The sequence below is a fragment of the Microbacterium sp. MMO-10 genome, assembly GCF_037148715.1.
GTDB lineage: Bacteria > Actinomycetota > Actinomycetes > Actinomycetales > Microbacteriaceae > Microbacterium.
This window is the reverse complement of the sequence record NZ_JBBCSV010000003.1, coordinates 447,401-467,592: the sequence shown is the minus strand read 5'-3', so window position 1 is coordinate 467,592 and position 20,192 is coordinate 447,401. Positions and strand designations below refer to the sequence as shown.

Genomic DNA, 20,192 nt, shown 5'->3' with positions numbered 1-20,192 from the left:
AACGCACGGTGGCGGATCCTATTCCCGACCATTGCATCCGGACTTCGACGCCCCGTCCCCCTCCCTTAGAATCCAGGGATGGCCTCGCTTCTGTACGTCGGCGTGCGCCCTGAGCTGGATGCGGCCACGGCGGAGCGCGCCTCCTTCCGCGTCGCCCTTGGCGTCGACGCCGAGGCACTGGATCGCGTCGACCTCACCACGACGGCCCTGCCCGACGACGTCTTCGACCGCTACGCGGGTTTCGTGATCGGCGGATCCCCGTTCAACGTCACCGATGCCCGCAAGTCGGCGACGCAGCAGCGCGTGGAGGCGGATCTCGAGCGGATCGCCGAGCGCGCGATCGAGGGGACGACGACGGCATTCTTCACCTGCTTCGGGATCGGCGTGGTGACGCGGCTGCTCGGCGGGACCGTCGGCAACGGCACCCCGGAGGAGGCCGCCGCAGCGGAGATCCGCACGACGCCCGAGGGTGCGACCGATCCGCTGTTCGGGCCGGCCGGCCCCGTGTTCCACGCCTTCACCGCGCACAAGGAGGGCTCCGTCACCCCGCCGCCCGGCGCCGTGCTGCTCGCCGGCAACGACACCTGCCCGGTGCAGGCGTACCGCGTGGGCGCCGATCTGTACGCGACGCAGTTCCACCCCGAGCCCTCGCCGCGGGACTTCGCCGACCGGATGGTGTTCTACCGCACCACGGGCTATTTCGACCCCGAGGCGTTCCACACCGTCCAGGAGGCGGTGCTCGAATCCGTCGTCACCGAGCCCGCCCGGATCCTGCACCGCTTCGGCGCCCGCGCCCTGAACCGCCGCCGAGGCCACTGACGCGCTATCCGCGCCGCCCGAGCGATCCCCCCCGGCCGCCCCCACAGTCCGGCCCGATGGGCGGTGCCACCGGGGGTCCGACCGGCCGCGCCGACGGACCACGAGACGGCAACGGGGCGACGAGACCGAATCCCCGTGGCGAGACCGCAGTTGATTCGCGCAGTCTCGACGCGGAGATGCGGTCTCGCGAGAACGCGGCGGGGTCCGCGTCAGGCGCCGTCGCGCAGCAGGGCGATCCGCTCGTCCAGATATGCCTCCAGCGGCATGTAGCCTCCGGCGGCCGACCAGCGCACCGACGGCACGCCGTCCCGCAGGGCGAGCGGACCGGAGGATCCCCCGGCTTCGACCGCGTCCAGATCGATCGCCGTCCAGCCCACGTGCACGGTCTCGCCGTCGCGGAATCCGCCGCGGGAGGCCTCCGCGCGGCGCTCCGCCCGGGCCCGGGCCGATTCCGCCGCGTACCCCCGGCGCACCGGGGCGGCGGCGCGCAGCACCTCCGCCGTCGCGAACACCGCATCGTCGCCGAGGAGCAGCACGCCGACGTGCCAGGCGGCTCCGGCGCGGACGATCCGCGGCGCCCGCCAGCGCGACGTCCTCTCGCGTCCGAGGGCTTCCCGCGGCGCCTCGGCGAGCGCAGCACGCGCCCGTCCGAGCAGCGCGCCGAGCCCGGAGCCGGAGTCAGGTGAGGTCACCCCACCAGGCTAAGCCCGCCGATGGCCGGCACCCCGGGACCGTCCGAGTGATCGCTATCATGCACGTGTGCCGGGACGACGCCCGCGCCTCCGCCCCACGATCGGATCTCATGACGACCCCAGCGACGCCGGATCCCCGCCGCGCCCCCGGGATGGCCGACGTCGCGCGCCTGGCCGGGGTGTCGGCGCAGACCGTGTCGCGCACTCTGAGCGGCAATCCGAGCGTGCAGCCCGAGACCCGCGCCAAGGTGCTCGCGGCCGTGGACCAGCTCGGCTATCGGCGCAACAACGCCGCCCGCGCGCTGTCTTCCGGGCGGAGCAGGGCGATCGGCGTCGTCTCGCTGCGGACCGGCTTCTACTCGCGCACCGCGGTCACGGTCGGCATCGAGACGACCGCGTCCGAGGCGGGGTACATCGTGAACTCGGTCACGACGCCGTCGCTCGATGCCGGCGAGATCGAGCTGGCGATGTCGCGCCTCGCCGACCAGGGCGTCGAGGGGATCGTGCTCGCGCTCCCCCTGATCGCGACGTCTCGGGCGATCGACGAGCTCACCCGCGCGGTTCCGACGATCACCATCGACGGGTCGCGCACCGCATCGACCCAGGTGGTCGCGGTCGACCAGCGCGAAGTCGGCCGGATCGCGACCCGCCATCTGCTGGATCTCGGCCACGAGACCGTCTGGCACGTCGCGGGGCCGCAGCAGTGGCTCGATGCATCCAGCCGCACCCAGGGCTGGCGGGAGGCCCTCGCAGACGCCGGCCGGGAGGCCCCGCCCGAGATCCTCGGGGACTGGTCCCCCGCCTCTGGGCACCGTTCCGGGCAGATCCTGGCGCGCATCCCGGAGGTCACCGCGGTGTTCGTGGCGAGCGACGAGATGGCGTTCGGCCTCGCGCGGGCGTTCGCCGAGCTCGGCCGCCGGATCCCGGACGACGTGTCGATCGTCGGGGTGGACGACATCCCGCTCGCGGAGTTCTGCTCCCCCGCGCTCACGACCGTCGCCCAGCCCTTCGGCGACGTGGGGCGCATCGCCGTCGAGCATCTGCTGCACGCGATCGCCCACCCGGGAGCGGTGCCCCCGGCGGAGTCGATCACGCCGCAGCTCGTGGTGCGCCGCTCGACCGCCGCCCCGCGCCGTTGACCGTCGCCCCACGCGACTGAGCCCCGCACCGTCCGCCCGTCGCCCCGCGCCGTCGACCGCCGCCCCGCGCCGCTGACCGCCGCGCCGCGCCGCTGAGCCCCGCCTCGCGGAGCTCCCCGCCTGCGTCGCGTCCGGCCAGGGCGCTGGAGCGCCCGGGGTCCCGTCGCCAGCACTCCCCGCGAGGACCCGGCGTCCTGACATCCCTCATCCACATGTTTGCGATATCTGTCGCACGGATCAGATCCGCTGATTAAGCGGAAAGGACTTGATGTTAGCGATAACTTGGGCGTACCGTGTCCCCTGTTCTCCCCGCCTCGACGATGCAGCAAGGAAGACCGATGCCTCCACAGATCCTGTCCCTCCCGCGCCGGTCAGGCGGTGCCGTCGCCGGCGGCGTCGCCCTCGCGATCGCCGCGACCGCGCTGGGCCTCGGCTCCCTCTCCCCGGCGCACGCCGACCCCGCCCCACCCGCCGGCGCCGCGATCCCCGACACGGGGTACACCCTCCTCGACGTCGACTCCGAATCGGCGCCCTACCCCGCCCCGCCCTCGCTCGACGGCACCGCGAAGGGGGCGTTCGACGGCGACTACTCGACCCAGTGGGCCACGGACTACAACGGCGGCACGCCGGACCCGATGCCGCACTACCTCACGTTCGACATCGGCGCGCAGCACGCGCTCACCGGGCTCGGCTACTCCGTCAAGGTGCAGGGCAACGGCCCGGTCAAGAACGTGCAGGTGCTGACCACGAACGACGCCGACGTCGCGAAGGACGGCAAGAACAGCGGATGGTCGCTCGCCGGCACCGCGACCTTCTCGCAGCCCACCAGCGGCACGCAGATCCAGTACGTGGCGTTCGCCCAGCCCGTGTCGGCGCGCTACGTCGAGTTCAAGGTCCTGGATGCGGTGAACGGGTCGAACAACGCCTCGGCCTCGGAGATCGTCGTCTACACGACCGACCCGATCACCACGCCCACCCCCACTCCCACGCCGACACCGACGCCCAAGCCCGCCGCCGCGACCGTGACCACCGACTCGGTCGACGACAGCACCTGGCAGTATCCGGACGACACCCCCGCGAGCCCGTTCATCGACAAGGACGGCACGTTCCACTTCGGCGAGTCGCACGCGAACTACTACAACGAGCCGGACGGCAGCAACGGCGACATCCGGCAGTGGAACTGGTACACCGGAACGGACTTCGACACCGCGAAGCCCGACGACGCGCTCAACGCCGCCGGCACCAACCCCGACACCACCGACTTCTGCAACGCGAGCCCCACCGGCGTGGACTCGACCAAGGCGCCCGCCGGATCCAGCTACACCCAGCCGAACTACTGCGACATCACGCAGATGTGGGTCGACCCCGACTCGGGCGACTGGTACGGCCTCGTGCACAACGAGTTCACCCCCCAGCCCTTCGGCGACGGGCTGCACTACGACGCCATCGACTACGCGGTCTCGACCGATCAGGGCAGGACCTGGACGATCCCCGGCCACGCGATCACCTCGCCGTACAGCACCACCCGCGGCGACACCACGGCGTTCCCGCAGCAGACCTACTCCTACGGCGACGGCGATCCCCGCCTCTACGTCGACTACGCCTCCGGCTACTTCTACGCGTTCTACGGCTCCCGCATCGTGAACAAGACCGGCGGCTGGGTCGCGTTCTACGAGCACGTCGCCCGCGCCCCGATCTCCGGGAAGATGGCGACCGGCACCTGGCAGAAGTGGTACGACGGCACCTGGACCCAGCCCGGCATCTCCGGCAAGGAGAGCAACATGGTCCCCGTCGCCGACGACAGCGAGACGGGTTACACCCCCACCGACGAGGAGTACGACCCGAACACCCCCGGCACCGCGCAGCAGCAGATCAAGAAGGGGCAGATGCCCGCGACGTCGCCGCTGTTCGTGATGGACGTCACCTACGACGCGTACCTCGGGCTGTACATCGGCCAGCCGCAGAATCCCGACCAGTCGGGCAACGCGCCGCAGGAGTTCTACGCCACGAAGAACCTCGCGACGCAGAAGTGGTTCCGCCTGGGCGACAGCGGATCCGCGTACACGACGGCCTCCTGGTACCGCTGGTTCGTCGACCCGGCCAACAAGACGAGCTCGGCGATCGTGGGCAAGTCGTTCCGCTCGTACTGCTCGTTCGGCTGCATGGGCGACGCCTCTGCGCAGCTCGCGAACATCACGATCGACGCGGGGCCCTCGGTCTCGCCGGCCGCCGCCGTCGACACGACGAAGGCCTACACGATCGCCAACGCCGACGGGCGCAAGCTCGCGGTCTCCGGCGACGGCACGGCGCTGACGTCCGCGGACACCGTGGACCGCGGGCACGGCGCGTGGACGTTCGCGGCGACGGGGGACGGCGCGTACACCGTCGCGACCCAGGGCGGCGCGCTGCTGGGCGTCGACGCGTCCACGACCGCCGGGCGCGCCTGGGGCGCGGGTCTCACGCTCACCGATCAGGCATCGGCCGGTGTCGGGCAGCAGTGGTTCGTCGTCCCGAACACCGACCCCGCCAGCGGTGAGGCCACCGGATCGATCCGGCTCGTGAACCGCTACTCCGGACTCGTGCTGGGCCTGGACGACACGGCCGCGGCGACGACACCGGGCCGCACCTGGGACGCGACGAGCCCCACGGCACGGGCTGCGGCCGCGTCGTCGGCCCCGTTCGGCGCGGCCTCGAACCAGGTCATCGCGCTTTCGGTGTTCGACGACTCGACGCCCGACCCCGGCACCACGCCCACGCCGACGCCCACGCCGACGCCGTCGGCCGGCCCGGGCTCGACCGGATCCGACAGCGGGTCGCACGGCACCGGAACGGCAGCAGGATCCCTCGCCAGCACGGGCGGCGCGCTCGCGGTCGTCCCGGCGATCGCGGCCGGACTGCTGATCCTCGCCGGCGCCGCGCTCGCCCTGATCCGGCGACGCGCCCGCACCACGCGCTCCTGACGGATCAGTCTCGGCGGGGATCCGGGCCTCGTGCCCGGGTCCCCGCCGTCGCGTCCGCCCGGCGATTCGCCTCGGGTCCGTCCGCACGGCAGAATCGACGCACACCCCCTTGCAAGGAGACCCGTCATGGCGCAGCCCGACACCGCACGACTGCTCATCGCGTGCGCCGATCAGCCCGGCATCGTCGCCGCCGTCGCGGGCGTCCTCGCCGCGCACGAGGTGAACATCATCTCCCTCGATCAGCACTCGACCGACGCCGAGGGCGGGCGCTTCTTCCAGCGCACCGTGATCCACCGCGACGGGCTCGCCGCCGCCCGTCCGGCCCTCGAAGCCGACCTGGGCGCCGTGGCCGAGCGCTTCGGCATGGACTGGTCACTGCACGACGCGTCCAAGCGCAAGCGGGTGGCGATCTTCGTCTCCAAGTACGACCACTGCCTGATGGAGCTGCTCTGGCGCACCCAGCGCGGACAGCTCGACATCGACATCACCATGGTCGTCTCGAACCATCCGGATCTCGCGGAATCGGTGCGCTCGTTCGGCGTGCCGTTCGTGCACATCCCCTCGGGCGACAAGGCGGAGATGGAGCGGCGCCAGCTCGAGCTGCTGCAGGGCAACGTGGATCTGGTCGTGCTCGCGCGCTACATGCAGATCCTCACCGACGAGTTCATCGGTTCCCTCGGCGCTCCGGTGATCAACATCCACCACTCCTTCCTGCCGGCGTTCATCGGCGCGAACCCGTACGCCCGGGCCAAGGAGCGCGGCGTGAAGCTCATCGGCGCCACGGCGCACTACGCCACGGCCGACCTCGACGAGGGCCCGATCATCGAGCAGGACGTCACGCGCGTCACGCACGCGGAGTCCGCCGCCGAGCTGCAGAGCCGCGGCGCCGACGTGGAGCGTCTGGTGCTGGCGCGCGCGGTGCAGTGGCACGCCGACGACCGGGTGATCGTGCACGGCCGCTCGACCGTCATCCTCTGAGGCACGGTCGCCTCAGGGCCCTCTGCGCGCGGCCGCCCGGCGCAGGTCAGGCGCTCGGCACACCCGCGGCGAGCTCGGCGAACGCCTCCGCCGCCGTGCCGTACCGGGCCAGCGGCGCCGACTGGCCCATCCAGAGCGACTGCAGCTCGCCCCTCCCCTGCTCCCCGGCCGGAGTTCGGAAGCGTCCCGTGATCCAGTTCTGCGCCGGGAACGGGGCGATGGATCCGGCCGCCTCGATCTCGGCGAGCGCGCGGTTGCGCGCCCCGCGGGCGAGCCGCCCGCTCATCGCCCGGGTGAGCACGGTCTCCTCCGCCGACGTCGAGCGGATCGCCGCCCGGTGCGCCGCGTTCGCGGCCGACTCCGCGACGGCGAGGAAGGCGGTGCCGACCTGCACGCCCTGCGCGCCGAGGGCGAACGCGGCGGCGACCCCGCGCCGGTCGGCGATCCCCCCGGCCGCGATCACCGGCACGTCGACGGCGTCGACGACCTGGGGCAGCAGGGAGAACAGCCCGACGAGCGACTCCTCCGCGGGACGCAGGAACGACACGCGATGCCCCGCGGCCTCGGCGCCCGTCGCGACGACGGCGTCCGCGCCGGCGTCCGCGAGCGCGACCGCCTCCGCGACCGTCGTGGCCGTGCCCACCACCCGGATTCCACGGCGGTGCGCCTCGGCGACCAGCGCGGCCGACGGCGCCCCGAAGACGACGCTGAGCACGGCGGGAGCCGCCTCCAGGATCGCCTCCACCTGCTCGTCGACCGGCGGCAGATAGCGCTCCGGACGCGCGGGCGGCTCGACCCCGACCTCGGCGAAGAAGGGGGCGAGCGCGGCCGCGTCGGCGTCGTGCTGCGCCCCCGGTTCCACCTCGTCGCCGGCGGGCAGCCAGATGTTCACCGCGAACGGCGCCGAGGTCGCCGCGCGGATCCCGGCGATCGTGGAGCGGATCCGGTCTCCGTCGTACCCGTAGAGCCCGTACGAGCCGAGCCCGCCGGCCGCGCTGACCGCGGCGGTGAGCGGGATCGAGCTGAGTCCGCCGAACGGGCCGAGGACGACGGGGATGCGGATGCCGAGGAGGTCGGTGAGCGCGCTCATGCTCCCGAGGCTACGCCGGGCCCGCCCGCGCCCGTCGCGTGTGACGAAGGAGCCTCCGGGGTCAGTCCGGCACCACGGGGATGGATCCGGTGAGCGGGGAGGGCGGTTCCTCGTCGGGGCCCGCGCCGCGCCGCCGCCGCGCTCCCGCGGTGACGCCGATGCTCGCGATCACGACCAGCGCGATCGCTGCGAGCCGCAGCGGCGAGGCCTGCTGCCCCAGGACGAGCAGCCCGGCGAGCGTCGCGAAGACCGGCTCGAGGCTGAGCAGGATCCCGAAGATCCGCTGCGGCAGGCGGCGCAGTGCCGCGAGCTCGAGGATGTAGGGGATGACCGAGGCGAGCAGCGCGGTGAGCGCGGCCAGTCCCAGCACGCGGGGATCCGCGACCGCGGTCACGGCCGCGGGCACCCCGAAGGGCAGCAGCAGCACGGCACCGACCGCGAGCGCGACCGCGAGGCCCTCGGTTCCCGTGGTGAGCGCGCCCACGCGCGTGCTCATCCGGATGTACATCACCCAGAACGCGGCCGCGATGAGCGCGAACAGCACGCCCCAGGGATCCAGCGCCGCCGCTCCCGTGAGCCCGTCGAGCCCGAGCAGCGCCATGCCGAGCAGAGCGATCCCCACCCAGACCGCGTCGGCGAGGCGCCGGGTCAGCACCGCCGCCAGCACGAGCGGGCCGAGGAACTCGATCGCGACCGCGGGCCCGAGCGGAATACGGTCGATGGCGGCGTAGTAGGTGCCGTTCATCGCGGCGATCGAGACGCCGAACAGGAGGGCGGCGGTCCACTGCGCCCGGTTCCATCGACGCAGGCGCGGGCGCGCGATGACGAGCACCACGATCGCGGCGATGAGCACGCGCAGCCCGGTGACGCCCCAGGAGCCGAGCTGCGGGAAGATCGTGGTCGCGACGGCCGCGCCGAAGGGCAGCGACAGGCAGGATCCGACGACCAGCAGCACACCGAGAGCGGGCTGCTGCCGCGGTTCCTGGGAGTTCACCCCTCAAGCCTGGCACGGCCTGGACGGGGATGCGTCGCGGGCACGGACGCGTCGCGGACGTTCCCGGTGCGCGGCCCGAGCCGGCTCGCGGGGCATGGCGCGAGGCGCCCCGCGGACCGCGCTCAGCGCGGGGTGAGCCCGACCCGCAGCGGAGCGCCGGGCGCCCCCGCCTCCGCCAGCGCGCCGTCGACCGCCGCGAGCGGATGCACGGCGCCCACGGCGTCGGCGAACGGGTGCGCGCGCCCGGGCCCCGCCATGAAGGCGGCGGCGGCGTGCAGCTCGGCCCCGGTGTAGTTGTGCACCCCGGCGACCGCGACGAGACCGCGCACGATGCGCTCGGCGTCGAGCGGCACCGGATCCGCCGGGAACACGCTGCCCAGCAGCACCACCGCACCGCCCACGTCGACGGCGTCGAGCGCGGCGCGCACGGCATGCCCCGAGGCCTCGATCACCAGGTCGGCGCCCTCCTCGGCGACGTCCTCCGGGGCGAGCGCGGTGAGGCCGAAGCGCTCGGCGAACGCCCGGCGCGCGGGATCGGGATCCGCGATCCGCACCTGTCCGCCCAGGTCCGCCGCGATCACCGCGGCGGTCAGCCCGACCAGCCCGGCACCGAGCACGAGCACGCGTTCGCACGCGAGCACGGCCGCGTCCTCCGCAGCCGTGGGGAACGGATCCGGCCGTCCTCGCCCGCGCAGCGCCGCGCCCCGGGCGATCCCGGCCCACGCGGTCGCCGTCGCGCACGAGACCGGGGCGAGGGCGGCGGCCGGCAGCGCCTCCGGCACCCGCACGATCGCGGTACCGGCCCGCAGGTGCACGTGTCCGGCGAACCCGCCGGTGAGCTCCCAGCGCGGCTCGATGCGCGCGTGGCCGTACTTCGCGAGCGTGCGGCACTTCTGGGTCAGGCCGACGAGGCAGCGGTCGCAGTGTCCGCACGAGACCGTGACCGACCACACCACACGGTCGCCGACGTGCAGCTCCCCGCCGTCCACGGCGCGCGCGCCCTCGTCCCCGATGGCGATGATGCGGCCCACGCTCTCGTGCCCGAGCACGAGGGGCGTGGGCGCATGCCGGCGTCCCTGCACGGTGTGGATGTCGGATCCGCAGATCGTCGACATCTCCACCGCGACGAGCACGTCGTGCGGGGCCAGGGCGACGCCCGGCACGGCGAGCACCTCGTGCGGCAGCCCGACGCCGAGCCAGGCCATGGCGACGGCGGAGGGCCGCAGCGGCACGTCGTGCCGGTGCACCTCTTCGGCGGGGCGGACCAGCGCCGCGCGCATGTCAGCCGGCCGCGATCGGCGCGACGGCGGGCTCCGGCGCGAGCGTGGCGGATGCCGGGGGCTCCGCCGCGAGGCCGGGCACGAGCCCGCGTTCGACGAGCGCGGCGGCGAGCGCGGTGACGTCGGGCAGCACGGCGTCCGGACCCGCGGCCGCGAGCGCGGCGGCATCGTGCGCACCGGTCAGCACCCCGGCCACGAAGCCCGCACCGGCGCGGCGGCCCGACTGCACGTCGCTCACGGTGTCGCCGGCGACGGCCACGGCCTGCACCGACGACGCGCCGGCGCGCAGCAGCGCGGTGAGCACGAGGTCGGGAGCCGGGCGGCCGCGCCCCGCGTCGACCGGGCTGAGCACCCCGTCGACGAGGTCGCGCCAGCCCAGAGCATCCAGGAGCGCGTCACGGGTGATCGGGGCGAACCCCGTGGTCAGCCAGACCTTCAGGCCCGCGGCCCGCAGCGCCCGGATGGCGTCGGCCGCACCGGGGATCCCGGTCACGCCCTGCTCCGCCACGATCTCGGCGTAGGCGGCCTCGAACTGCGCGGTGGCGCGCTCCGCCGTCTCGACATCCCCGTCGGCGAGGTGCGTGAACACGTCGATCTTCGACTGCCCCATGGTGTCGCGCACGTACTGCAGCGCCGCGTCCCCGCCGATCCGGGAAGCGACCCCGGTGCGCTCGGCGGCGCGCTGGAACGCCTGCTCCACGATGCCGTCGTCGAGCACGGTGGTGCCTGCCATGTCGAGCACGACCAGTTCGATCGGGGTGTGCGGGTTCATGCGTTCTCCTCCTGTGCGATGCCGCCGACGGTGGCGGTCGTTCCTGCGCCGCCGACGATGGCGGGGTTCTGTGCGGCGTCCGCGACGGACCTGCCGGTGTCGTCTGACCCGGATCCGGATCCGGCCCAGCCGAACGCGCGGGCGGTCTCGATCTCGGCGAGACCGAGACCCGTGGTCATGCCGATGCCCGTGGTCGCGGCGAGCGCGAGCACCTGCGGGGCGGCCTCCTCGATGAGGAACTCCTCCCCCGCGGCGGCGTACACGCCCTGCCAGCGCTCGATCACGCGGATCCCGCCGACGTCGAAGAGCTCACGCGCCTCGGCGAGGAACGCGTCGAACGCGGCCTCGGGCTGGAACGGATCGGGCTGCACCGCCTTGTGGTGCGAGTCGCCGAGCAGCAGCGTGCCGTCGGGGAGCTGCGTGTACATCTGGTTCAGATCGAGTGCGGCAAGCTCCGGGCGCTCGGCGTGCAGCCGCTCGCGCAGCACCGTCGCCGTGCCGAGGCCGGCGAACCGGCGGTACCGCACGAGCGACCAGCCGGTGAGCAGGGGCGCCTGCAGCGGCGCGGCGAGATCGGCCGCGACGCGCATCATGTCCAGCGCGCAGCGGATCACGCCCGCGCGCTCGGCGAGGGCGGGCAGCAGCTGGTCGACGTCGTGGTTCACGGCCACGACCACGTCGCTCGCCGCGATGTCGCCGCGGGTCGTGCGGACGAGCCCCGTGCCGACCTCGGCGACCGCGGTGCGGAAGCGGAACTCGACGCCGAGCGCCGCGAGGTGCCGCACGATCGCGCCGGCGGCCTCCCGAGGGTTCACCTGCAGGTCGCCCGCCACGAGCGCGCCGCCGTGCACGACGTCGGGGCGCACCGGGGCGAGCGCGGTCACCTCGGCGGGCGAGAGCAGGCGGATGCCGCCTCCGGCCCCGGCCCCGGCCTCGGCCTCGGCCTCGGCGCGAGCCGCCTCCTCCAGCAGCGCCCGCTCGTCCTCCGCCCGGGCGACGACGAGGGTGCCGCTCTCCCGGGCCCAGAATCCGGCCTCTGCCGCGAGGCGGAGCCAGATCCCGCGGGACGCCTCGCCGTAGGCGCGCGCGGGGCCGTCCTGCGCGCCGATGCAGAGGTGTCCGAAGTTGCGGATCGTCGCGCCCACGGGGCGCTCGGTGCGGTCCACGACCACGACGCGCAGCCCTCGCCGCACGGCCGCGTAAGCCGCGCCGAGGCCGACGATGCCGGATCCGACGATCGCGACGTCGACCCGGTCGGGGGACGAAGCCGTCATCGGAACACCCTCCGCATCCACATCGCGAGCCCCTCGACCACGAGCACCGTGGCGAGGATCATCAGCACGATCGCCGTGACCACCTCGTAGCGCGAGCCCTGCCCGGCGTTCAGCAGGTAGTAGCCCACGCCGCCGCCGCCGACGATGCCGAGGATCGTCGCCGCCCGGATGTTGGTGTCGAGCATGTAGAAGCTGTGCCCGATGAGCGCGCGGGTGCCCTGCGGCACGGTCGCGGCCGTGTAGGTCTGGAGCCGCGTCGCGCCGACGGCGCGCAGGGCCCGCTCGGGTCCCCGGTCGACCTCCTCGAACGAGTCCGCCACGAGCTTCCCGAGCAGCCCGATGCCGCCGATCGCGAGGGCCACGATGCCCGCCGTGGGGCCGAGGCCGGTGACGACGATGAGCACGATCGCGAGGATGAGCTCCGGGATCCCGCGGATGCCGACGAGCAGGAACCGGGCGATGCCGCGCACCGTGCCGCTCGGGGCGACGTTGCGCGCCGCGAAGGATCCGAGCAGCAGCGACGGCAGCAGGGTCAGCACGGTGGCGGCGAGCGCGATCGCGATCGTGTCGCGCATGGCGCCGAGCATGACGGCGGTGTCGTAGTTGCCGAAGTCGGGCGGCCAGAACTTCGCCGCGGTCTCGGGGATCCTCGCCCACACCGTGATGAGATCGCTCCACTGGATCCGGCACACGAGGAGGCTGCCGATCACGATCGCGACGGCGATCCCGCCGGCGATCGCGTTGCGGCGGCGCTCGCGGGTCCACGGGCGCCGCACGGCGGTCTCCGGCGTCGCCGCCCAGGCCGGCTTCGCAGCGGGGGCTGTGGCGCTCACGGCACCGGCGCGCCGGCCCAGACGCGGATGCAGGATCCGGTCGATCCACGAGCGCGTCTGCGCGGTCTCCCCGAGCATCGCCCCGCGCACGGCGCTGGAGACGATCTCCATGACGACGCAGAGCACGAAGATCACGAGGGCGATCCCGAGACCGCGTCCGTAGTTGAGCGCCTTGAACGCGTAGGACATCTCCAGGCCCAGGCCCGCGACGCCGACGTAGCCGAGGACGACGCTGCCGCGCAGGTTGATGTCGTTGCGGTGCAGCACGGTCGCGACCCAGCTGGGCAGCACCTGCGGGAGGACCCCCGCGGTGAACTGCTGCAGCCTCGTGCCCCCGGCCGCGCGGATCGCGAGGCGCGGCCCCTCGTCGATCTGCTCGATCGCGTCGGCGAACATCTTCGAGATCATGCCGATCGAGTGGATCCCGATCGCGAGGATGCCGGGGAGGGTCCCCAGCGAGAACATCAGCACGAACGCCATGGCCAGCACGACGTCGGGGATCGAGCGGGTGAGCACGCCGATGAACCGGGCGATGCCGCGCCAGACCGGTCCGGGCGTGGTGTTCGCCGCGGCGAGGTAGGCGATCGGCACCGAGAGCGCGGCGGCGACGAGCGTGCCGACCAGCACCAGCCCGACGGTGAGCGCGATCAGCCAGAGCAGATCGAGGGGCGCGGGGAAGGTCAGGGCCCCCACGCGGGTCATGAAGCGCTGCGCGTTGCCCCAGCTCGACAGGACGCCGGAGAGAGAGAAGCCGCTCTGCACGAGCGAGGCGACGCCGAGCCCGGCGAGCACGACGAGCGTGAGCGATGCGGCGATGCGCTCCGGCGAGATCCGGGGCCGCGGCGCCCGGGACAGCAGGCCGCCGACGTAGCCCTCGCGGCGCGGGGAGGCGACTGCGGTCATGCCTGCGCCCCGGCGGCGGCCGACCCCACGGCCGCCGCGCCTGTCGCCGCGTCGGCGGGCGTCGCGATGCCCTGCGCGATGAGCTCGGTGGTCACGGCGGTGAGGTCGGCCGTGGTGGTGGCGACCCGGCCGTAGATCTCCATGACCTCGGCCTTGCTGAGGCCGGTGGTGGAGGTGTTCAGGACGACCTCGCCGTGGCGCAGCCCGACGATGCGGTCCGCCCAGCTGATCGCGAGGTCGACCTGGTGCAGGCTGCACACCACGGTGAGGCCCTGGTCCGCGGCGATCTCGCGGATGAGCGCCATGACCTGGTCGCTCGACTCCGGGTCGAGCGAGGCGACGGGCTCGTCGGCGAGCAGGATCTCGGGGCGCTGCATGAGCGCGCGGGCGATCGCGACGCGCTGCTGCTGGCCGCCGGAGAGGGTGTCGCTGCGCTGGTAGGCGCGCTCCAGCAGGCCCACCCGCTCGAGGTGGCCGAGGGCGCGCAGCTTCGCATCCCTGGAATAGCCCCAGAGCCCGAGGCGCGGACCGCGCACGGACGAGAGGGATCCGGTCAGCACGTTCTCCAGCACGGTCAGCGAGGGCACCAGCTCGAACTGCTGGAAGATGAAGCCGACCCGGCTGCGGAGGCCGCGCAGCGCCTTCCCCTTCAGCGTCGGGACGGCCGATCCGAGCACCTCGACGGTGCCGGAGGTCGGGGTCTCGAGGCCGTCGAGGTGGCGCAGCAGCGTCGACTTGCCGGATCCGGACAGACCGAGGAGCACGACGATCTCGCCGCGCGCGACCTCCAGGTCGGCGCCCGTGAGGGCGGTGGTGGCGCCGAACCGCTTGGTGACGCCGGAGAGGCGGATGACCGGCTCCGTGGTTGCCGTGCTCATGATGTTGCGCTCCTGGGTGTGTACGGGGTCGTCGAGCGAGGACGCGGGAACGGCGACCGAGACGGAACGCGGTGCTCTCGCATCCGACCGCGTTCCGTCTCGCGAAGACCTGCACCGAACGAGCAGCGCGAGTCGACGTGTCGCTCGACGACCCCGTTCGGGGGCGTGATCGGTCAGATCACTTCTTGCACTGGTCGGCCTTGGTCTTGTCGCAGATGTCGCGGATGATGTCGTAGTACTTGTCGTCGACCGGCTTGGTCGCGTAGAAGGTGGCCTTGAACGCGTCGCTGTCCGCGCCCTTGATGCCGGCCTTGACGATGTCGTCGATGGTGACCTCCTTGAGGGCGGTCACGACCTTGTCGGCGGTCTCCTTCGGCAGCGCCGAGCTGTAGACCAGCGGAGCACCGGGGACCATCGTCTTGTCGACGACGGTGACCTTGTCGCTCTTGGCGACCTCGGAGTCCTCGGCGAAGCCCGCCTCGCACTCCGTGCCCTCGCCGACCTTCTGCACGCTGACGTCGTGCTTGCCTGCGAAGACCGGGGTGACGTCCGCCTTGGGGTCGATGCCGTCCTTGAGCAGGTTGTAGCTCGGGAACAGGTAGCCCGAGGTCGAGGACGGGTCGACGAAGCAGACCTTCTTGCCCTTGAAGTCCTTGATGGAGGTGATCGAGGAGCCCTTCGGCACGATCGCCTCGGAGTAGTAGCCCGGCTCCTGCCCCTGCTTGGTGACGATCGAGGAGATCGGGGTGAGCTTCGCGCCGGCGTTGGTGGCCGTGATGTAGGTGAAGCCGGAGAAGGAGGCGACGTCGACCTTGCCGGCGACGGCCGCCTCGATGAGCGCCGCGTAGTCGGTGGACTCGTGGTACTCGACCTTCTTGCCGGTCTCCTTGGCGATGTAGTCCATGAGGGGCTGGTAGTTGGTCTGGGTGTCGACCGAGTCGGGCACGACGCCGAAGACGAGGGTGTTCGCGTCGACGGCATAGCCGCCGTTCGCGGCAGCGGGCGCGTCGGTGCCGGTGGCGGCGCCGGCGGCGCCAGAACATGCGGCGAGGCCGAGGGCGAGCACGGCGGCGCCGGCTGCGACGGTGAGAGCGCGAAGCTTCATGAGGACCTTTCGGGTTCTGGTGCGGAGGGGATCCTCGAAGACTCTCTCAAGCTCACAGTCGAGATGTATACCTACCTCGGCACTGTTCCCCGACTGTTCACCCGCGATTCGTCTGCATGAACACTGCTGGAACGAGGGTGCGCTCACCGAGGCGACGAAGTAGTATGCCTATGTGCCCGAGGTTGTCTACACCCAGATCGCCGACGATCTGCGCGCCCGGATCGCCTCCGGCCGCCTCCGCCCCGGCGACGCGGTGCCGACGGAAGCGGAGCTCGCCGAGCGCTGGAGCACCTCGCGGGGCCCGATCCGCAACGCGCTGGCCGCGCTCCGCGCCGAGGGGCTCATCGAGACCGCGCGCGGAAGGCCCGCGCGCGTCGTGGAGCGCAAGGCGACCCAGGCCGTGGACGTGTCGGTGCCGTTCACGCGCTGGGCCCGCGAGCTCGGCGCCCGCCCGGGCGCCCGCACCCAGGAGCTGAGCCTGCGCCGAGCCGGACCCGAGAAGGCTCAGTCCCTCGGGGTGGACCCCGATGACACCATCGTGAGCGTCGTGCGACTGCGCTTCCTCGACGACCGCCCCACGATGCTCGAACGGCTCTTCTACACGGAAGAGGTCGGCCGCCTGCTGTTCAGCGTCGACACCGATGCGATCTCGATCACCGAATTCCTGGCATCGCAGGGCCACCCGATCGTGGGCCTGCAGCACGAGATCGACGCCGTCGCCGCGGACGAGCAGGATGCGGCGCTGCTGGAGGTCGTTCCTGGCGCCCCGATCCTGCGCCTCAGCCGCACCTCGCGCGACGCCGACGGGCGCATCTTCGAGGCCAGCGAGGACCGCTATCTCTCCCGCATCGTGCGGTTCACGGTCTCCGGATCCGGCATCTCCTCCGACGGGCAGTACCTGCGCGCCGTGGGCGGCTGAGCCGTCCGCCGCGGGCCCGCGCACCCCTGACGACCCCCGGGTCCCGGGGCAGCGCGCTCACACCGCCAGCAGCGCGATCCCGGCCACGACGATCGCCGCGGCCCCCACCCGCCAGGCCGGGCGCCCCTCGCGCAGCACGAACGCCCCGAACAGGCTCACCAGCACCACGCTCACCTCGCGCAGCGGCGCGACGAGCGCCACGGGAGCGATGCGGATCGCCTGCAGCACGAGGATGTACGAGAGCGGCGAGAGGACCCCGAAGGCCAGGATCCGGCGCCATTCGAGGCGTCCGAACGCGGCGAGCGCCGCCCAGCGCCCGCGCACCGCGAACGAGTAGAACGGGATCTGCATCGCGGCGGTGCCGACCATGAACGCGACCGGCGAGAGGCCGTGCGCCCGCACCACGAAGGCGTCCCAGATCGTGTAGACGGCGATCGTGACTCCGGTGAGGAGGCCGAAGAGCAGCCCCGGGTCGATGCGGCGGCGCGGCGCCGACGGCTGCGGGGCGGCGAGGGCCGAGACCGCCGAGCCCGCCCGGTCCACGAAGCCGATCGCCACGATCCCGATGATCACGACCGCGACGCCGACGAGGGCGACCGGCGCGGGCCGCTCGCCGAACAGGGTCATCGCGATGATGACCGAGAGGAACGGCCCCGTCCCGCGCGCCGTCGCGTACACGGTCGAGAGGTTGCCGACGCGGTAGCCGTGCTGCAGCACGACCATGTAGGTCACGTGCAGCACGCTCGAGACCAGCACGCCCAGCACGAAGCCGCCGACGTCCCCCGTGCCGATGCCGCCGGTGAACGGCACGACGCCGATCCAGACGAGCGTGCTGGAGACGGCGCCCCACCACAGGAACGGGTAGCCGGCGCGGCTGACGCCGTGCGCGAGCACGTTCCAGCCCGCGTGGGCGATGGCGGCGGAGAAGACGAGGACGAGAGCGACGAGCGACATGGGAACCTTCGGTCCGGCGCGGGCGCGACGGACGTGGTTCCTCCAGGCTTTTGTCCGTTCAGATGACGTCGGGCCCACGAAGGCCCGACGTGGCGCCGCTCGGACCAGTCGGGCGGACCCCGGAACCCTAGGCGCTGTCACGGGACAGCCTAGCGACGCCCGCGCGACCCCTTGAACCCGCGATTCGATCCGTCATACGGATGTGCGAAACCGGTTGTCCACAGATCCCCTCTTCCCCTCTCCAGCATCGATGCTGCGTTCTAGATTGGAAGCATGGAACCCGCCCTCGACCACACGCTTCGCCGCAGCGCGGCGCTGGTCGAGGAGTGCGCGCAGATCGACCGCGAGATCTCCCGGCTGCAGGCCAGGAAGGCGGAGAGACTGGCCGAACGGGTGCGGCTGCTCCTCGATGAGATCCGCCCGGGGCAGGACGGTTTCGAGCAGGCCGAACGATCCATGATCAGCGAGCTCTCCGCGGGGCTGCGCATCACCGCCTACGCCGCTGCGAAGCAGCTCGCCAATGCACACACCCTGCAGGAGCGCCTCCCTGGCACGCGTGAAGCCCTCGCCGCCGGTGCGCTCACGCTGGCGCACGCCGACGTGATCGTCGAGGCCGCGCGCGATCTCCCCGCCGGGGACGATGCCGTGGCGGCCGCCTACGAGACGGCGGTCGTCCCCTACGCCTCCGCGGAGACCCGCGCGCGCACGAAGGCCTTCGCCGAGAGCGTCGTCGCCGCCCTCGCGCCCGCGACCGTGCAGGAGCAGCACGACCGCGCACAGGATCAGCGGCTCGTCACGGTGACCGACGAGGGCCGCGGACAGGCGAGCCTGCACGTCACGGGCCCCGCCGTGCTCATCCACTCCGCGTACGACCTGGTCACGCAGGAGGGCCATGCGATCCTCCGCGCGGCGAAGCAGGACGGCGCGGACCCCGATCCGCTGGGCGACGCACGCACCCTGGATCAGGTGCGCTGCGACCGGATCCTGCTGCGCCTCCTCACCGGCCGCGTCGACCATGACGCCGACATCCTCGAGAGCATCCGCCCGACGGTGCAGGTCACCGTCAGCGCCGCCACCCTCGCGGGGATCGACGACCGCCTCGCCGAGCTCGACGCCCATGGCCCGGCAGACGCCGACCTCGCGCGCGACCTCGCCGCGTCCGCCGCCTCCTGGCGACGACTGCACCTCGACGACGCGGGGATGATCACCCGCACCACCGCCTATCAGCCGACCGCGGCGATGCGGCGCCATCTCCGCGCCCGAGATCGCACCTGCCGGTTCCCTGGCTGTCGCAGACCCGCGCGCAGGTGCGAGATCGATCACACCTACGACCACGCCCGCGGCGGCCCCACCGCGATCACCAACCTCGCGTGCCTCTGCGCCACCCACCATGCCCTCAAGCACCCGGACGTCGACGCGAGGTGGCGCTGGACCGCGCGCCAGCGCCGGGACGGGACCATCGTCTGGACGACCCCCGCCGGCGTCGAGTACTCGGACGCGCCGCCGCCGCGGGTCATGTTCGTGGCGCAGGACACGCCCGAAGAGGACTCCGCCCGCACGGCCGCCGCATGACCGCGGGCGGAGACAAGCGCGGGCGAGAACGAACACGGGCGGAGGTCCTCGCCTGCACACTCGCGCAGCCGATGGCACGTGCAGCGAGACGGATCAGGGGGGCGGGGCGATGGCTCCGATCACAGACGCTTCCGAAGCGCCGATGAAATACTGGAGACGTACACGACGAGGAGGTCGCCGGTGGCGGACAACGAACGCGCGCTCGAAGAGGGCATCGTCACCGATCTGAAGGATCGGATGACCTACGGCTCCTATCTCGACCTGGACCGGCTCCTCGGCGCACAGCATCCGGTCAGCGTGCCGCAGCACCACGACGAGATGCTGTTCATCATCCAGCACCAGACCACCGAGCTGTGGCTCAAGCTCGTGCTGCACGAGCTCGGCACCGCCCGCGACCGGCTCGCCGAGGACGACCTGCGGTCGGCGCTCAAGCACATGGCCCGGGTGAAGCACATCCAGGAGGTGCTCACCCAGCAGTGGTCGGTGCTCGCCACCCTGACCCCCACCGAGTATGCGGAGTTCCGCGGCGACCTCGGCAACTCCTCCGGCTTCCAGTCGGTGCAGTACCGCGCCGTCGAGTTCGCCCTCGGCAACAAGAACGAGCGGATGCTCGGGGTGTTCCGCGATCACGCCGAGAACCTCGCGATGCTGACCGCGGAGTGGGAGCGCCCGACGCTCTACGACGAGTTCCTCCGGCTCGCCGCACGACGGGGGCTGCCGGTCCCCGCCGAGATCCTCGAGCGCGACGTGCGGCAGCCGTATCGCATGCACGAGTCGCTCGTGCCGGTGCTCACCGCGATCTACGAGAACCCGCACGAGCACTGGGACCTGTACGAGGCGTGCGAGGAGCTCGTCGACGTCGAGGACAACTTCCAGTTCTGGCGCTTCCGGCATCTGCGCACCGTCACGCGCACGATCGGCCGCAAGGTCGGCACCGGCGGATCCAGCGGGGTCGACTTCCTGCAGCGCGCCCTCGATCTCACCTTCTTCCCCGAGCTGTACGCGGTGCGCACCGAGATCGGGCGGTGAC

At 72.7% G+C, this 20,192-nt stretch carries 17 protein-coding genes; 7 read left to right on the top strand and 10 right to left on the bottom strand.

Annotation, left to right across the window (positions count from 1 at the left end):
* Positions 1-78: 78 nt before the first annotated feature.
* The gene (locus WFJ17_RS11015; protein ID WP_336648436.1) at positions 79-819 is read left to right on the top strand and encodes a glutamine amidotransferase-related protein; all 741 of its coding nucleotides are present in this window, start codon (positions 79-81) and stop codon (positions 817-819) included.
* 209 nt (positions 820-1,028) lie between these two features.
* Here the strand turns inward: WFJ17_RS11015 and WFJ17_RS11010 are convergent, their stop codons facing one another.
* On the bottom strand, positions 1,029-1,511 hold the full coding sequence (locus WFJ17_RS11010) for a glutaminase (protein WP_336648435.1): 483 nt from the start codon (positions 1,509-1,511) through the stop codon (positions 1,029-1,031).
* A 110-nt stretch (positions 1,512-1,621) separates the two neighbouring features.
* Between WFJ17_RS11010 and WFJ17_RS11005 the strand changes: the two genes are divergently transcribed.
* The 3 genes from WFJ17_RS11005 (at position 1,622) to purU (ending at position 6,588) form a co-directional block, all read left to right on the top strand.
* Complete coding sequence (locus WFJ17_RS11005; RefSeq protein ID WP_251438802.1) at positions 1,622-2,650, top strand: LacI family DNA-binding transcriptional regulator; 1,029 nt, start codon at positions 1,622-1,624, stop codon at positions 2,648-2,650.
* A 338-nt stretch (positions 2,651-2,988) separates the two neighbouring features.
* Positions 2,989-5,610: a discoidin domain-containing protein gene (locus tag WFJ17_RS11000; RefSeq protein WP_336648434.1), complete on the top strand. Its 2,622-nt coding sequence runs from the start codon at positions 2,989-2,991 to the stop codon at positions 5,608-5,610.
* Positions 5,611-5,736: 126 nt separating this feature from the next.
* On the top strand, positions 5,737-6,588 hold the full coding sequence (gene purU, locus WFJ17_RS10995; RefSeq protein WP_251438809.1) for a formyltetrahydrofolate deformylase: 852 nt from the start codon (positions 5,737-5,739) through the stop codon (positions 6,586-6,588).
* 46 nt (positions 6,589-6,634) lie between these two features.
* On the opposite strand, the gene WFJ17_RS10990 is transcribed toward purU, so the two are convergent.
* The 8 genes from WFJ17_RS10990 to WFJ17_RS10955 all read right to left on the bottom strand — a co-directional run bounded on the left by WFJ17_RS10990 (position 6,635) and on the right by WFJ17_RS10955 (position 15,717).
* Complete coding sequence (locus WFJ17_RS10990) at positions 6,635-7,678, bottom strand: NAD(P)H-dependent flavin oxidoreductase (protein ID WP_336648433.1); 1,044 nt, start codon at positions 7,676-7,678, stop codon at positions 6,635-6,637.
* Between the two features lie 61 nt (positions 7,679-7,739).
* Positions 7,740-8,672 carry an EamA family transporter gene (locus WFJ17_RS10985; protein ID WP_251438811.1) on the bottom strand — a complete coding sequence of 311 codons (933 nt, stop codon included), beginning with the start codon at positions 8,670-8,672 and terminating at the stop codon, positions 7,740-7,742.
* A 122-nt stretch (positions 8,673-8,794) separates the two neighbouring features.
* Complete coding sequence (locus WFJ17_RS10980; protein ID WP_336648432.1) at positions 8,795-9,952, bottom strand: alcohol dehydrogenase catalytic domain-containing protein; 1,158 nt, start codon at positions 9,950-9,952, stop codon at positions 8,795-8,797.
* 1 nt (position 9,953) lies between these two features.
* The gene (locus WFJ17_RS10975; RefSeq protein WP_336648431.1) at positions 9,954-10,724 is read right to left on the bottom strand and encodes a phosphonatase-like hydrolase; all 771 of its coding nucleotides are present in this window, start codon (positions 10,722-10,724) and stop codon (positions 9,954-9,956) included.
* Complete coding sequence (locus WFJ17_RS10970) at positions 10,721-11,998, bottom strand: TIGR03364 family FAD-dependent oxidoreductase (protein WP_336648430.1); 1,278 nt, start codon at positions 11,996-11,998, stop codon at positions 10,721-10,723. Before WFJ17_RS10970 ends, WFJ17_RS10975 begins: the two co-directional genes overlap by 4 nt.
* The gene (gene phnE, locus WFJ17_RS10965; RefSeq protein WP_336648429.1) at positions 11,995-13,734 is read right to left on the bottom strand and encodes a phosphonate ABC transporter, permease protein PhnE; all 1,740 of its coding nucleotides are present in this window, start codon (positions 13,732-13,734) and stop codon (positions 11,995-11,997) included. The genes WFJ17_RS10970 and phnE overlap by 4 nt, the downstream gene beginning before the upstream one ends.
* Positions 13,731-14,612: a phosphonate ABC transporter ATP-binding protein gene (gene phnC, locus WFJ17_RS10960; protein ID WP_251438818.1), complete on the bottom strand. Its 882-nt coding sequence runs from the start codon at positions 14,610-14,612 to the stop codon at positions 13,731-13,733. Before phnC ends, phnE begins: the two co-directional genes overlap by 4 nt.
* Before the next feature lie 178 nt (positions 14,613-14,790).
* Positions 14,791-15,717, bottom strand: coding sequence for a phosphate/phosphite/phosphonate ABC transporter substrate-binding protein (locus WFJ17_RS10955; protein WP_336648428.1), 927 nt, complete (start codon positions 15,715-15,717; stop codon positions 14,791-14,793).
* A 172-nt stretch (positions 15,718-15,889) separates the two neighbouring features.
* On the opposite strand from WFJ17_RS10955, the gene WFJ17_RS10950 reads away from it, so the two are divergent.
* Positions 15,890-16,636 (top strand): GntR family transcriptional regulator, encoded by a 747-nt coding sequence (locus WFJ17_RS10950; protein WP_336629344.1) that lies wholly within the window; start codon positions 15,890-15,892, stop codon positions 16,634-16,636.
* A gap of 57 nt (positions 16,637-16,693) precedes the next feature.
* On the opposite strand, the gene WFJ17_RS10945 is transcribed toward WFJ17_RS10950, so the two are convergent.
* Entirely contained in the window at positions 16,694-17,590 is an 897-nt protein-coding gene (locus WFJ17_RS10945) for an EamA family transporter (protein ID WP_336648427.1), read from the bottom strand.
* Between the two features lie 273 nt (positions 17,591-17,863).
* Between WFJ17_RS10945 and WFJ17_RS10940 the strand changes: the two genes are divergently transcribed.
* Both WFJ17_RS10940 and WFJ17_RS10935 read left to right on the top strand, forming a co-directional pair.
* Positions 17,864-19,162, top strand: coding sequence for an HNH endonuclease signature motif containing protein (locus WFJ17_RS10940; RefSeq protein WP_336648426.1), 1,299 nt, complete (start codon positions 17,864-17,866; stop codon positions 19,160-19,162).
* 237 nt (positions 19,163-19,399) lie between these two features.
* Complete coding sequence (locus WFJ17_RS10935; RefSeq protein WP_292885769.1) at positions 19,400-20,191, top strand: tryptophan 2,3-dioxygenase; 792 nt, start codon at positions 19,400-19,402, stop codon at positions 20,189-20,191.
* The last annotated feature ends 1 nt before the right edge of the window (position 20,192 follow it).